The following is a 13,040-nucleotide window of genomic DNA, read 5'->3' as shown; positions in this document are numbered from 1 at the left end:
TGACCTCCTTCCGTTTAATCGTAGCTGATCCTAGGATCAATTAAGGCGTAAACAATATCTACAATTAGATTGACAACCACGAATAGTGTCGCCACTAATAACACGGTCCCTTGCACAACTGGAAAGTCACGAGCAGCGATTGCATCAATCATTAACCTGCCTACACCATTAATAGCAAATACTTGTTCCGTGATGATCGTCCCGCCAAGTAGAAATCCGAAATTCAACCCGATCACTGTGATGACAGGAATCATAGCATTTCTAAGGGCATGCACCCAGATTACACTCCAGGCTTTCACTCCTTTAGCTTTTGCTGTTCGGATGTAGTCTGCACGAATCACTTCAAGCATGGCTGATCTACTCATTCTTGCAATCATAGCCGCGGAGGCTGTTCCCAATGTTATCGCTGGAAGGATAAGCTGCTTGATCCCTTCTATTGTCCAAAAAGGTGCACTCAAGCCTCCAACAGGCAGCCACTGCAGCTGTACAGAGAAAATCAGGATGAGCATGGCCCCTAGCCAGAAGTTAGGAATGGAAATACCAGCAAGTGCTATGGTAGTACTTGAAAAGTCAAACCAGGAATTCTGTTTAATAGCTGAAATAATCCCTGCCGGCACGCCAATTAATATAGCTACAATCATACTGGCCACCGCCAAATTTAACGTTTGCGGGAACCGTGTCATGATCGCTTCTGTTACAGATTGATTGTTTTGGAATGAGTAACCCAGATCCCCTTGTACAACACCTCTTATGTAATCGACATATTGCACGAGCACCGGACGGTTCAACCCTAATTCTTCTCGAATGGCTTCAAGATCTGATTCTGTTGCCGTTGGACCGCCTATGACCGTTGCTGGATCACCAGGTGCGATGTGCATGCTCATAAAAACGAGAAACGAAATGCCAAAGAGCAGAAGTAACAACTGTAAGAAGCGTTTTACTATTAAACCAACCATTTTCCCCCTCCTCCTTTTTAAGTAAAGTTACCTCGAAAGGATTACAACAAGTTTATTTTACTTTCAAATAAAATCACCTACTTATAATTTACAATCGTTAATCAATAGGTTAATATAATTAACAATCGTATTATGTTGTTGTTGATTATAAGGGAATTTTTGAAATTTTAAAACCCTTTTTCGTTAAAAATTCAGATTTTTTTATTTTTTCCCATATTTCAAATATCGTTTGAAAGAAAAGGTGCTTCATGCTACGATTTTTACGTGAAGTTGTCATAATGGAAAAAAATACAACCAATCTAGTTAAAATGATTTACTACTCCTGTTAGGTGGGTGTCTATGGAAGATGAGTTAAAAATAAAAATTGATGACACAGACAAACGTATCCTTGAACTGTTAATAGAAGATGGCCGGCAGTCTTATGCCGATATAGGAAAAACTCTCGGGCTCTCACGCGTAGCCGTCCGTTCGAGGGTAAATCAGCTGATTGAGCATGGTGTGATTGAAAGATTCACAGCGGTTGTGAATAGTGAAAAGGTAGGAAAAAAAGTTTCTGCATTTTTCGAAGTGGATTGTGAACCGCGTTCACTTGTGGAGGTAGCTGAGAATTTAGCAAACAACCCTTATGTAGCCAGCTGCTATCAAATGACAGGGCCAAGCACGCTTCACATGCATGTACTGGTCAAAGACTTCAAAGAACTGGAGTCGTTTATAAATAATGAGCTCTATGCTCTCGAAGGAATTACGCGAGTTGAAAGCCATACACTGCTGCGCCGATTTAAAAGCAGAAGCGGCTTAAAATTATAAAAGGACAAGAACTTTTTCAGTTCTTGTCCTTTTCTTTAGCTGTACCCAATCAGATTTCATATTAAGTTTTCCTCTTTACATATTCCTCAATCATGAATCGATGATTTCTAACCATATTTTCCGGCAAATTCACAGGATCTGCGAAAGCACACTGTATCGACTCTTCAGGATCGGCCCTTAAGCAGCCTGTATAGGAAGAAGTTGTATAGACCGTAGTTACCGAATAATATTCATCACCATTTTGGGCCACAACAAAAAAATCGGACCCCGAATAGATATCCATTAACTCTAAATCACACACCTGAAGCCGAGTTTCTTCAAACACTTCTCTTTTCGCTGCCTCCTCCGTAGATTCCCCGAGCTCCATCAGGCCTCCGGGCAGCCCCCATACATCTTTAGGAAATTGCCGCTGTTGAAGGAGAATTTTGCCTTCTCGATTTACGATGATCACAACAGCCCCTGTCAAAATGAGCGGCCGGTGCCCAACAATTCTTCTTAGATCTTCCACATACCCCATAATCCAGTCTCCCAACGTTTAAAAAAGATATGGTGTGTTTATACATCTTTATAGACTTTTAGTCAACGTATAAAAACTTGACCCCGGGGGATGATCTTTTAATTCACCAACAACTTTGTACCCCTTTGCTTCATAAAAAGATTTCGCTTGAAAATCGAATGTGGTTAACATAGAGTATTCAGCTCCTCTTTTTCTAGCCATAGACTCTGCCTTATGAAGTAACTCTGTTCCAATACCTATTCCTCGAAATGATCTGCTAAACCACAAATCTATGATTTCAAGCCAGCTTGAATATAGTTCCGCAGACATTCCTCCTACCCATCTGTTGTCTATATTTGTTACGATCATATTGATTGGCTGGGCTGAGCTTCGGCGTCTAGCAAGACTATGATGCAAAGAAAAATCTTCGTTGTACTCCATAATCTTATGATGAAGGTACTCCTGAAACTTACTGTTTCGCTCCATTTCTAACTTCACCTTGTATTTCAACCTGTCACCTCAATTTACATAAACCTTTCTGATTCCACCTTCATTTATAGATCGTTTTAATATCGAATATTATTCATTCCTTCCTGTGAGTGAGTATTCATTCATATAGAAAACCAATTTTATAAATCACTATTACATTTTACAAAAGATCACTTGTAGAAAAAAAGCGAATCTTGCAATCCATTTCATAATCTTCCGATTTTTTATCAGCTTTAGACGACAAGACACTACTTTCTCCCTTAATTGGAAGATAAAATCGAGGAACATGAGGCTATTTGACTACCTTACAAAAACAGAGGTATAAGTAGAAATCTCCCCTTTACATCCAAGCTTTCGTCCTTCTCTCAAAAGGTCATTCTTCATGACTGCTCAAATTTTATTACGATCTCATCTGCTTTGTGTATTGGCGTGAATTACTGGGTTGTTTAATCCAGTACCGGATCCCTTTACCCGCATATGGTTCATCTTTATACCTTGGAATCACGTGCAAATGAGCATGAGGAATCGACTGACCGCCGACCTCCCCGGTGTTCCATCCGACACTGTATCCATCTGGAGAATAGATGCGATCCAAATAATCCTTTGTTTTTTTCAGCAATTCTTGTGAATCCCTCCACTGTTCCGATGATAAATCGAACACGGTCTGAGTATGAGTCTTAGGGACAATCACTCCGCTCCCCTCTAGAATTTCCTGTTCAGAAGACTTTTGAATAAAGTAGCAGGTGGCATTTTCAAAAACAACCTGTTGCTCTGGGTCTTGATCAATGTGACAAAATGGACAGTCGCTATTCATATGTACCAAATCTCCTTCCCGTTCTATCCTGTAATTTTCTCACTTTCAAGCAAACGATTCTATAATTAATCAGAAAAAAACCAATTTTATCTATTTAAAGGGGCAAATTCTATCGTTTTTTCGGGAAATCTATCGAAAAATGCTGATTTAATAGGAGTTATGTGATTTTGGAAAATTTTTTGTCTTTATGTGAACACATAATTGTGATAGTTTATAATTAAGGGAAAGTGTCGTCGAGCCGTTTGAGCGAGTTTTCTTGTTTTATTAGAAGCTTGCGCCGGGCGGCTGAGTGAGTTAATTTGAAGATGTTTTATTATTATTTACACAAAGCATGATCACCACCAACTATACAATATTCCTGCCGTGATAAATCCTTATAATAACTTGGCAGCTTCTCCTCTCCGCAGAAGCTGCCAAGCCTTTGCAAACACGCTTACGGTTATTCCTGTTAGGTGTCACCGACATATAAGCTTCTTTAAAACAATAGATTAACTTAACTCCATGACGCATACCACCAGCTGAGAGACACTATAATTGATTAAGTAAACGCTCTCAATAATATACCTAAGGGGGTAAATGTATGAAATTAACAGCAAAGATTTTAATCGGACTTGCTCTAGGTGCTGTCGTCGGTCTAGTTTTACACTTTTTAGCACCGGATTTATTTGATACGTTAGATGCTTATATATTCAGTCCACTAGGAACGATTTTTCTAAACTTAATTAAGATGTTAGTCGTGCCTATCGTGTTTTTCTCGATCACTCTAGGAGTGGCTTCATTAGGAGACCCTAAGAAACTAGGGCGAATTGGAACGAAAACAATTGCTTTTTTCCTTGTCACTACAACGATCGCCATTTCCATTGCTATTGGGCTGGCTTATCTGTTTGAACCTGGAAATTCAGGAATTGATACTTCTGGTGCCGAATACGAAAGTCAGCAGGCCCCATCCGTTGTCGAAACATTCACAGGGATAATCCCTACTAACCCTATTCAGGCGATGGCCGAAGGGAATATGCTGCAAATTATTGCCTTTTCCATTTTTATTGGATTTGCGTTAACAATGCTTGGTAAAAAGGTTGAAGGTGTAACGAAAGTCATTGAACAAGGTAATGAAATTATGATGTTCCTTGTTAACTTAATTATGCGATTCGCTCCATATGGTGCCTTCGGGTTACTAGCTTCTGCCATCGGTGAAATGGGGCTTGATGGGGCCAAAGCGATGGCAGCCTATATGCTTGTCGTCATACTCGCATTATTCATCCATGCATTTGTTGTCTATGGTGGTGCTGTATCCTTACTCGGTAAAATGAATCCGATCCGTTTCTTTAAAGGCTTCTTCCCTGCAGCAACGGTAGGATTTAGTACGTCAAGCAGTAGTTCAACACTGCCGGTTTCTATGAAAACGGCTCAGGAAAACTTAGGTGTCCCTAAACCGATTAGCGGCTTTGTGCAGCCATTAGGCGCAACGATAAACATGGATGGTACGGCTATCATGCAAGGGGTAGCAACGATCTTTATTGCACAGGTTTATGGAACAGACCTAGGATTTACTCAACTAGTTATGGTCGTTCTCACTGCCGTGCTCGCTAGTATCGGAACAGCAGGAGTTCCGGGTGTTGGACTGATCATGCTGGCCATGGTTCTTAACCAGGTAAGCCTTCCAGTAGAAGGTATTGCACTGATTATCGGTATCGACCGACTTCTCGACATGACTCGTACAGCTATCAACATTACAGGTGATGCAGCTTGTGCTGTTGTCGTAGCGGAAACAGAGAAGAAACACGGCCTTCCAGAAGAATCCGTGGAAACAGGTATTAGTCACGTAAGCAACTAAATATACACATCTTCAGAGCAGACCATAATGGTCTGCTCTTTTTAAAAGGGGGAAAATAACGATGGACACTAGAGAGCAACGCCGCTTTATCCAGTCTCATTTAAGCGGGCAAACTATCACCAGTCTGCAAAAGAATACTGACGGATGGGATAACGATCTATATATAGTGAATGAACAAACGGTATTTCGCTTCCCGAAAACACTTGAAGTAGCTTCTAAGGTAATTCTCGAGGCCGAGCTGCTGCATGCACTCCACAACACGAATCCTATGTTGGAAATCCCAAAGTATTCCTCATTGTATAATGAAAATCAAGAATTAATAGGAGTATCCTATCGTAAAATTCCTGGCCAGCCTTTAGCAAGTGTAAAATCCTCGCATGTTTGCACATCAGCAAATGCAAAGCTGATTGCTGACTTTTTAACAAAACTCCATCGTCTCCCACGACATCAGCCCAGTTTGGTCAAAAGGTTAAGTGACTCCCTGACCACAACACACTGGGCCAAGCTTCTTTCCTCCATAGAAGAGAAGCTCTTTCCATACTTTAGTGATCTATATAGAGCAGAAATCACCGATACGTTCAGCCAGTTTATTCAGTCACCTTCTGTGCATTCTAAAACCACCGTACACGGGGATTTAACAGCCTCTAACCTGCTGATTGATCAAGAGAAACAAATTATGACTGGGGTCATCGATTTCACTGACGCTATGTGGGCCGATCCGGCATTTGACTTTGGAGGCTTTTATTGGACATACGGAGGGTGTTTTACTAAAGATATACTTGCTCATTATGATACAGATGAAAACAAGGATCACATATATAAACGAGTTCGTGAATTTTATGGATTACAGCCTGTGTTCCATGACATGTTATACACGATGCGCCATCAGCTCGAATTTAACTGGGCAACTGCCCTCTCTACGTTTCTTAAACGAAAACACGATCATTCCTAGTCTCACAAAGCCGTTAGAGTCCGGGTCCTTTATTGCTGGTGGCTCTTCTTTACTCCCCTCCTTGTGACCCAGCAATTATTTTCTAGTTGTATTTTTTTCTTATTTTTCCTAAGTTAAATAACTGAAGATATAGTATAATCTGAAAATAATTCGTTTGAAAAGGAGGAACAGTATGAAAACATTAGAGAAAATCAGCAGCTTTGTGGGGAGCACATTTGCCATTTGGGTACTGTTATTTGCAGTCTTATCCTTCGTTTTTCCTTCAGGTTTTACGTGGATCGTTCCCTACATCGTACCCTTATTAGGAATTATTATGTTCGGCATGGGGCTGACATTATCCAAACAGGACTTTCAGGAAGTATTTCGCCGGCCCAAGGATGTAGCTATTGGCGTAGCAGCCCAATTCACGGTCATGCCTTTGCTCGCTTTCTTACTGGTTACGATCCTGCCTGTATCTCCTGAAGTAGCGGTTGGGGTTATTTTAGTAGGGTGCTGTCCCGGGGGAACCTCATCGAACGTGATGACGTATTTATCTAAAGGCGATACAGCTTTGTCTGTATCCATCACATCGGTTTCCACCTTGCTTGCCCCCCTTCTCACTCCGGTACTCGTACTGTTGTTTGCCAGTCAGTGGCTTCCAGTCTCAGCAGGGGCGTTGTTTATGTCCATCGTCAAAATTGTTTTAGTCCCAATTTTGCTTGGACTTGGGGTAAAAGCACTTCTAGGGAACAAAGTACAAACTGGAGTAAAAGCCTTACCTCTCGTCTCTGTCACAGCCATTGTCGCGATTGTAGCTGCGGTGATCAGTGACAGCCAAAGTCAACTAGCTGAGACAGGGGTGACCATATTCGCGATCGTTGTGCTCCACAATGTGCTCGGATACCTTCTTGGCTACGGCATGGGTAAATTATTTAAAATGCCTGCTGCAAAACAGCGCGCAGTCTCCATCGAGGTGGGGATGCAAAATTCCGGACTTGGGGCTTCCCTTGCTTCTGTCCACTTTAGCCCGTTAGCTGCAGTTCCCAGTGCGATCTTCAGTGTATGGCATAATATTTCCGGCCCTATCATTGCTACGATTTTCCGAAAGCAACAGGAAAAGCATGAAAAGGGTCCCAGTCAGGATGAGGAGTCTACTTCTTCTGCTTCATAATAAAACCGTTCCGCTTTTCAGCAATAAGAATGGCGGCTTTCCATCTTCTGCTAGTTTAAAATAAGAACCGAAATATTCCAAAATGTAAATCTAGCAGTGTGGCTAATTTAGAGAAACAACTGCCCTTTATATGGTAAAATGAATACATCCTCATGTTAGAAAGGACGTATGGAATGTACGGGTTAGATGAAAAGAGACAAGAAGTCCTTGAATTCGTAGAGAGCATTTCCAATGAGCAAGCATCCAGGAAACCAAATGAAGAGTCCTGGTCGATTCTTGAAGTACTGGAGCATCTATACTTAATGGAACAGCTTGTTGTTTATCAGATCGGAAAGTCTTTAAAAGAAGGCGACGAACAACAAGTTAGCGAGAAACCTGTCCAACAAACGACGAATCGCAGCCAAAAGGTCCCTGCACCTGAAGCTGTTCAGCCAAAAGGAGAGCTCAATACCCTAGAGGATGCCAAGAAAGGATTGGAGAAAAGCAGGGAAGCCACAATGTTTTTGGTCCACAATAAAGAGGAAGAAATTTTGAAAAACCGTGCTTTCCCGCATCCTATCTTTGGCGAGATGAACCTGGTTCAATGGGTAGAATTTATTGGCTGGCACGAACTGCGTCACCTGGATCAAATGAAAGAGGTTAAACAAAATATATCCTAATCAAACAAGACCGTGCAGCTTCATTCGCACGGTCTTTCTTTCTCAAAAAATTTGTTAATCAGGTTTCGGTTACAAGTTTATGGTCTCGAGCAAGGTGAAGTGCATATTTTTTGACTATAATTGCATGAAATCTCTCAGCAATCTCGTGTTACATTGTTCTTATCTTGCCACTTTTGACTATGGCATTGATTTCACCGCCGAGAAGGATCAACAAGGAAGATAAATAAAACCAAACCATCAGAACAACGATGGTCCCAAGATTTCCATAGATGAGTGAATAATTGCTGACCCCTACATAATACGAAAAACCAAGCGATGCCAGCTGCCACCCAATCGTGGCAAATAGCGTCCCCGGAATAATATCTCTCAGCCGCAGTTTCTCATTTGGAGCCACAAAATATAAGCAGGCAAATAGTACGATTAAAATAAAAAAGCTTAGCGTCCACCGCAATACATTCCAGTCAGGTAAAAAGATAGTCGATAGCCCAGCGTGGTTAAAAATATATAACCCGATCGCTCTCCCAAACACGGATAGCAATAAAGAAATGATAACACCGACAATCATTCCGACTGTAAGCATAATGGCTACTAGTAATGACTTGATAACAGACCTGTTTTCTTCCACCCGATAAGCACTGTTTAATGTACGGATCAGGGCGTTGGTTCCTAAAGCAGATAACCAAACTGTCATCACCATACTCAGTGATAATAAGTCACCCCTCGTTACTTCAAGCACATGATAAAGGTTATTCTCAATCAACTGCATTGAACCTTGTGGTGCAAACGGCTTGACCAAGTTTAAAACGGATTGAACGGAAATAGGCAGAAAGCTTAGCAAACTGAACATTAAAATTAAGAAAGGAAGCAATGCAAGCAGTAAATAATAGGCCAGTTGTGCAGCCATATCAAACACTTTATCGTGTATAGAACGTTCGATTAGCTCCTTAATAAATCCCGTTTTATATTGTGTCATCTTAATCCCCTCAATTTAATCCCTCTTGTACAAACTGTATTCATTTCCAAGCACGATATTCTCTTTATCTGTTTGAGGAGAAGATGCTGACACATCCATTTTGTAAGCAATAAGGCCAGAGACAGGATGTGAAATTCCTCTCTCTGGCCTTTGATTAATACTCTATTAGTAAACGTTAGGGAGGTATAGCTATACGTTTTATACAAAAACAAACCATAAGATCGAAGTAACCACGATGGCAACAATTCCTTGGAGAAGGGTCCCCATAGTCTGTGCTCTATATGCCTGTGTAATCGACATGCCGCTAAACTCCTTCACGACCCAGAAGTAACTGTCATTGACATGGGAAACACACATTGCCCCTGCCCCGATCGCCATAACGACGAGGGATAACGGAACAGCCCCTTCGACTCCCAGCTGGGGCAGCAACGGCGCGATCAAGGTGGATGTGATGACAATAGCAGCCGTCGACGAACCTTGAGCACTCTTTAGCGCTGCGGCAATGATAAATGGGATGAAGATAAATAGAGCCCCTGTAAATAGTTCACTTCCTGCTAGACCTTTAATTAAATCAGCAATACTAGTTGAACTGATTACCGAACCGAACGCCCCACCGGCTCCCGTAATTAATAAAATCGGTGCAGCATCTTTCAATCCTACTCCTACCCAGTCCGTCAGTGTTTCCTGGTCAAACTTTGGCAGCAGCAGAAAGGCAAAAAGCACTCCGACAAGTAACGCTACGACCGGAGACCCGAGAAACAGGAAGAAATCAAACAGATTTCCTGACCATCCGGCAAAAGTAATAACGGAACTAAAACCGATTAATAGAATCGGCACAATAATTGGAGCAAATGACTTAAAGGTGGATGGCATTTCACCGAAGCCTTTGATAATTTCATCGTAATCATAGTCTTCTTCATGGTCTTCAATTTGAATTTTCGTGCCGGCTTTCATGGCCCAAATATAACCAGTAATGATCGCTGGAATCGACACAATTAAGCCGAACAAAATCACGGTCCCTAAATAATCTTCCGCCCCAATGTTTCCCGCTGCTGCTATGGGACCGGGGGTGGGCGGTACGAGAGTGTGTGTCGCAAATAAGCCAGTAGATAGAGCGATGGCCATGGAAGCAACCGTGACACCTGTCTTTTTCGCAAGCGCTTTCTTTAGTGACGATAAAATAACATACCCAGAGTCACAAAATACCGGGACACTGACAATACTGCCGATTAGGCTCATCGCCAGCTGCGGTCTTTTTTCGCCCACGAACCGAAGCACAACTTCCGCCATTCTTAAAGCCGCTCCTGATTTTTCTAAAATAACACCAATAATTGTTCCAAATACAATGACCAGTCCGATGCCGCCCATAAGTCCGCCGAAACCGCCATTAATCGCTTCGACGACATCAGCCAGAGGCATTCCTGCCAGGATTCCGATAAAAAACGCACCAAAAAGTAAAGATAAAAACGGGTGAAGATTAAATTTAGCAGTCGCTAAGATAACAAACACTACGCCTAAGACGATGACCAGCACAAGCCCGAATCCTTCCATGTTCTCACTCCTCCATTAATTTTGTATAAAAAGAGACCAATTGTCTGCAAGCCTCATACAGGTAAGTCTCTCCTTCTTCCATACACTCATCAAGCGACCTCGGACCAGGAACAATCGAAAAACAACCGGCAAAAGTTCCATTCATTTTGTCCAATTCACCGTCAAGGCTTCCAGATAAGAGAATTGCGGGTTTACCATATTTGTCAGCTAGCTTTCCTACATATCCTGGCGCTTTCCCATACAATGTTTGCACATCACTTTGTCCTTCTCCGGTGATGACCAGACCTGACTGTGCAATGGATTTTTCTAACCCAATGGCTTCTGAAACAAGCTTTGCCCCTGAATGCAGTTCGGCTCCTATAGCCAGCAAGGCAAATCCGAGACCTCCGGCAGCTCCTGCCCCTGATTGATTCGCGAAAGATCGCCCCTGGCCTCGTTCGATAAGCTGTCCCCATTTTCCAAGCGCATGATCATAAGCTTCGACTTGCTCAGGGTTGGCACCTTTTTGCGGACCGTACACATAGGTGGCTCCTCGCTTTCCCGTTAAAGGATTGTCAACGTCACAGGCAACTTTGATCGAAACTTCTTGCAATCTGGAATCGAGAGAGGACAAGTTAATAGAATCCACCTCAAACAAATCCTTGCCAAAGATTCCCGCTCGCTCACCATTTACCTTTGATGCTTCCATCCCTAAAGCCTGAAGCATTCCAAGGCCTCCATCATTCGTCGAACTTCCACCAAGACCGATGATTAATTCCTGAGCTCCTCGATCAAGTGCATAAAGAATCGCTTCTCCTAAACCATAGGTCGTTGTAAGATCAGGGTTTCTTTTTTCACGTGGAACAATCGGCAGTCCTGAAATAGCTGCACATTCAATGACGGCGGTTTTTTCCCCTACCTCTACATAATGACTCTCAAAAAGTTCACCTAAAGGGCCGTGACATAAAAAAGTAACTCTTTCACCGTTTGTAGCTTTTAACAAAGCATCAAGCGTTCCCTCTCCCCCATCGGCCATCGGCTTCAGAATTGTCTCTACGTTATAGGGAAGGGAATGTATTGCTTTCGCCATAGCTTCAGCAGCCTGAGAAGCTGTAATACTTCCTTTAAATGAGTCAGGTGCAAGTACAATCTTCATAGAACTCTCCTTCATTCTTAGTTACTTCTATTCAACCGAAAAAACAGCGGAAAAACAATTAGCTGTATCCACTAAATTTACTGATTATTGCAATCGTTTTCTTATGCAAATGCACAAATTTAAAGCAACAAAGCTTGAAGGATGATCGCTTCTTTAAACACTTTAGGGTTCAGGCCTGTTTTTTTATGAATTTGTTCTAAACGGTAAACGAGTGTGTTCCGATGTATATGCATGTCAGCGGCTGTCCTATTCACCCTTAAATTGGATGCGAAATAACAGATCAGGGTCTCCTTATACACTTTTTCAAGTTGGTTTAAACGGTTCTGATAGCCTTTCGTTACCTCGTTTAAAATTTCAGGATCAATGTGATACAGCAACCGTTCCATTTGAACATCTTTACTATATGAATATTTCTTATCGGTTAAATGGATGGCATCTACAGCCTGAAAATAAGAACGACGCAGCCCGGCTATGCCATATTCGGCTCCACCGATCCCTGCTGAAACATCTATTGTATGTAATTCTTTCAAGATATCTTCTATAATAATAGAATCGTTCTGATCAGGTAACGCGGCTATCACCTCATTCTCTTGATGAGGGACGACAAATAAGGGGTGCTGCCCTTGTGAGGTAAGAAGTTGGCGAATCCTTTCACACCACTCGAAATGGTTTGATAGACAAAGAACGAGCACCTGCCAATTCTGCTTCACATCCACATTCAATGTATAAGTAGCTTCTTGGATTAAAAACTCCTCATCCATTTTGATAGGATGAAGCAGCTGTTGAACCCAGTTATTCCACTGTCTTTCTTGATAAAAAACCTGACGCTGTTGATAGACTTGTTCAAGAGCAATCTCGACAGACCCCCGAGTCATACCAGCTGCCTGCATAACATCCTCCGGACTCCCAGTAAGCCCTACTACCCCCGCCAGTTCGTCACGATGAAAAATGGGCAGATTCACTCCTGGCTTTACATTTGAGAGATCTTCTACATCACTTTCATGTATAATCTGTTCCTGCTTGGTCTCAATGACTTTTTTTGCCCCGCCATGTAACTGTGATACACGCCCCTGATCTGTACTTGCGACAATTTTGCCGCTGGGATCCATCAAGTTAATAGGCACATCAATATAGGCCGAAAGCATTGAAATAATTTCCTTTCCGAGTTGTTCTGATAGTTCCATCCAACTTCCCCTTTGTAAGGAGAAAAATAAAAGGAAAACC

13 protein-coding genes are annotated in these 13,040 nt (G+C 42.1%); 5 read left to right on the top strand and 8 right to left on the bottom strand.

Features of this window, described 5'->3' with window-relative positions; all coding sequences use genetic code 11:
- Positions 1-14 precede the first annotated feature (14 nt).
- A complete protein-coding gene (gene nikB, locus B5354_RS04755; protein ID WP_079526383.1) occupies positions 15-956 on the bottom strand; it encodes a nickel ABC transporter permease in 942 nt (313 codons plus the stop codon).
- 357 nt (positions 957-1,313) lie between these two features.
- Here nikB and B5354_RS04750 point away from each other — a divergent pair, with 357 nt between their 5' ends.
- The gene (locus B5354_RS04750) at positions 1,314-1,763 is read left to right on the top strand and encodes an Lrp/AsnC family transcriptional regulator (RefSeq protein ID WP_079526793.1); all 450 of its coding nucleotides are present in this window, start codon (positions 1,314-1,316) and stop codon (positions 1,761-1,763) included.
- A 61-nt stretch (positions 1,764-1,824) separates the two neighbouring features.
- Here the strand turns inward: B5354_RS04750 and B5354_RS04745 are convergent, their stop codons facing one another.
- The 3 genes from B5354_RS04745 to B5354_RS04735 form a co-directional block, all read right to left on the bottom strand.
- Complete coding sequence (locus B5354_RS04745) at positions 1,825-2,280, bottom strand: NUDIX hydrolase (RefSeq protein WP_079526382.1); 456 nt, start codon at positions 2,278-2,280, stop codon at positions 1,825-1,827.
- A 48-nt stretch (positions 2,281-2,328) separates the two neighbouring features.
- Entirely contained in the window at positions 2,329-2,757 is a 429-nt protein-coding gene (locus B5354_RS04740; RefSeq protein ID WP_245804705.1) for a GNAT family N-acetyltransferase, read from the bottom strand.
- 391 nt (positions 2,758-3,148) lie between these two features.
- Entirely contained in the window at positions 3,149-3,562 is a 414-nt protein-coding gene (locus tag B5354_RS04735; RefSeq protein WP_079526380.1) for an HIT family protein, read from the bottom strand.
- A 580-nt stretch (positions 3,563-4,142) separates the two neighbouring features.
- On the opposite strand from B5354_RS04735, the gene B5354_RS04730 reads away from it, so the two are divergent.
- The 4 genes from B5354_RS04730 (at position 4,143) to B5354_RS04715 (ending at position 8,157) form a co-directional block, all read left to right on the top strand.
- Positions 4,143-5,396: a dicarboxylate/amino acid:cation symporter gene (locus tag B5354_RS04730; RefSeq protein ID WP_079526378.1), complete on the top strand. Its 1,254-nt coding sequence runs from the start codon at positions 4,143-4,145 to the stop codon at positions 5,394-5,396.
- Positions 5,397-5,457: 61 nt separating this feature from the next.
- Positions 5,458-6,348 (top strand): phosphotransferase family protein, encoded by an 891-nt coding sequence (locus B5354_RS04725; RefSeq protein ID WP_079526376.1) that lies wholly within the window; start codon positions 5,458-5,460, stop codon positions 6,346-6,348.
- 172 nt (positions 6,349-6,520) lie between these two features.
- Entirely contained in the window at positions 6,521-7,498 is a 978-nt protein-coding gene (locus tag B5354_RS04720; protein WP_079526374.1) for a bile acid:sodium symporter family protein, read from the top strand.
- Positions 7,499-7,671: 173 nt separating this feature from the next.
- On the top strand, positions 7,672-8,157 hold the full coding sequence (locus B5354_RS04715; protein ID WP_079526373.1) for a DinB family protein: 486 nt from the start codon (positions 7,672-7,674) through the stop codon (positions 8,155-8,157).
- Positions 8,158-8,305: 148 nt separating this feature from the next.
- On the opposite strand, the gene B5354_RS04710 is transcribed toward B5354_RS04715, so the two are convergent.
- The 4 genes from B5354_RS04710 to B5354_RS04695 form a co-directional block, all read right to left on the bottom strand.
- A complete protein-coding gene (locus B5354_RS04710; protein ID WP_079526371.1) occupies positions 8,306-9,130 on the bottom strand; it encodes a YihY/virulence factor BrkB family protein in 825 nt (274 codons plus the stop codon).
- A gap of 198 nt (positions 9,131-9,328) precedes the next feature.
- Positions 9,329-10,681 (bottom strand): GntP family permease, encoded by a 1,353-nt coding sequence (locus B5354_RS04705; RefSeq protein ID WP_079526369.1) that lies wholly within the window; start codon positions 10,679-10,681, stop codon positions 9,329-9,331.
- 4 nt (positions 10,682-10,685) lie between these two features.
- Entirely contained in the window at positions 10,686-11,816 is a 1,131-nt protein-coding gene (locus tag B5354_RS04700; RefSeq protein ID WP_079526367.1) for a glycerate kinase, read from the bottom strand.
- A 119-nt stretch (positions 11,817-11,935) separates the two neighbouring features.
- On the bottom strand, positions 11,936-13,000 hold the full coding sequence (locus B5354_RS04695; protein ID WP_079526365.1) for a CdaR family transcriptional regulator: 1,065 nt from the start codon (positions 12,998-13,000) through the stop codon (positions 11,936-11,938).
- Positions 13,001-13,040: the final 40 nt, after the last annotated feature.

The sequence above is a fragment of the Halobacillus hunanensis genome (assembly GCF_900166655.1).
In the GTDB taxonomy this organism is placed as follows: domain Bacteria; phylum Bacillota; class Bacilli; order Bacillales; family Halobacillaceae; genus Halobacillus_A; species Halobacillus_A hunanensis.
The sequence above is the reverse complement of the archived record's forward strand: the minus strand, read 5'-3'. Positions and strand labels throughout refer to the sequence as shown.

What these genes read in the sequence shown, in the direction of transcription:
- nikB (WP_079526383.1), bottom strand. Translation starts at nt 956, where the DNA reads ATGGTTGGTTTAATAGTAAAACGCTTCTTACAGTTGTTACTTCTGCTC.
- B5354_RS04745 (WP_079526382.1), bottom strand. Translation starts at nt 2,280, where the DNA reads ATGGGGTATGTGGAAGATCTAAGAAGAATTGTTGGGCACCGGCCGCTC.
- B5354_RS04735 (WP_079526380.1), bottom strand. Translation starts at nt 3,562, where the DNA reads ATGAATAGCGACTGTCCATTTTGTCACATTGATCAAGACCCAGAGCAA.
- B5354_RS04730 (WP_079526378.1), top strand. Translation starts at nt 4,143, where the DNA reads ATGAAATTAACAGCAAAGATTTTAATCGGACTTGCTCTAGGTGCTGTC.
- B5354_RS04725 (WP_079526376.1), top strand. Translation starts at nt 5,458, where the DNA reads ATGGACACTAGAGAGCAACGCCGCTTTATCCAGTCTCATTTAAGCGGG.
- B5354_RS04720 (WP_079526374.1), top strand. Translation starts at nt 6,521, where the DNA reads ATGAAAACATTAGAGAAAATCAGCAGCTTTGTGGGGAGCACATTTGCC.
- B5354_RS04715 (WP_079526373.1), top strand. Translation starts at nt 7,672, where the DNA reads ATGTACGGGTTAGATGAAAAGAGACAAGAAGTCCTTGAATTCGTAGAG.
- B5354_RS04710 (WP_079526371.1), bottom strand. Translation starts at nt 9,130, where the DNA reads ATGACACAATATAAAACGGGATTTATTAAGGAGCTAATCGAACGTTCT.
- B5354_RS04705 (WP_079526369.1), bottom strand. Translation starts at nt 10,681, where the DNA reads ATGGAAGGATTCGGGCTTGTGCTGGTCATCGTCTTAGGCGTAGTGTTT.
- B5354_RS04700 (WP_079526367.1), bottom strand. Translation starts at nt 11,816, where the DNA reads ATGAAGATTGTACTTGCACCTGACTCATTTAAAGGAAGTATTACAGCT.
- B5354_RS04695 (WP_079526365.1), bottom strand. Translation starts at nt 13,000, where the DNA reads ATGGAACTATCAGAACAACTCGGAAAGGAAATTATTTCAATGCTTTCG.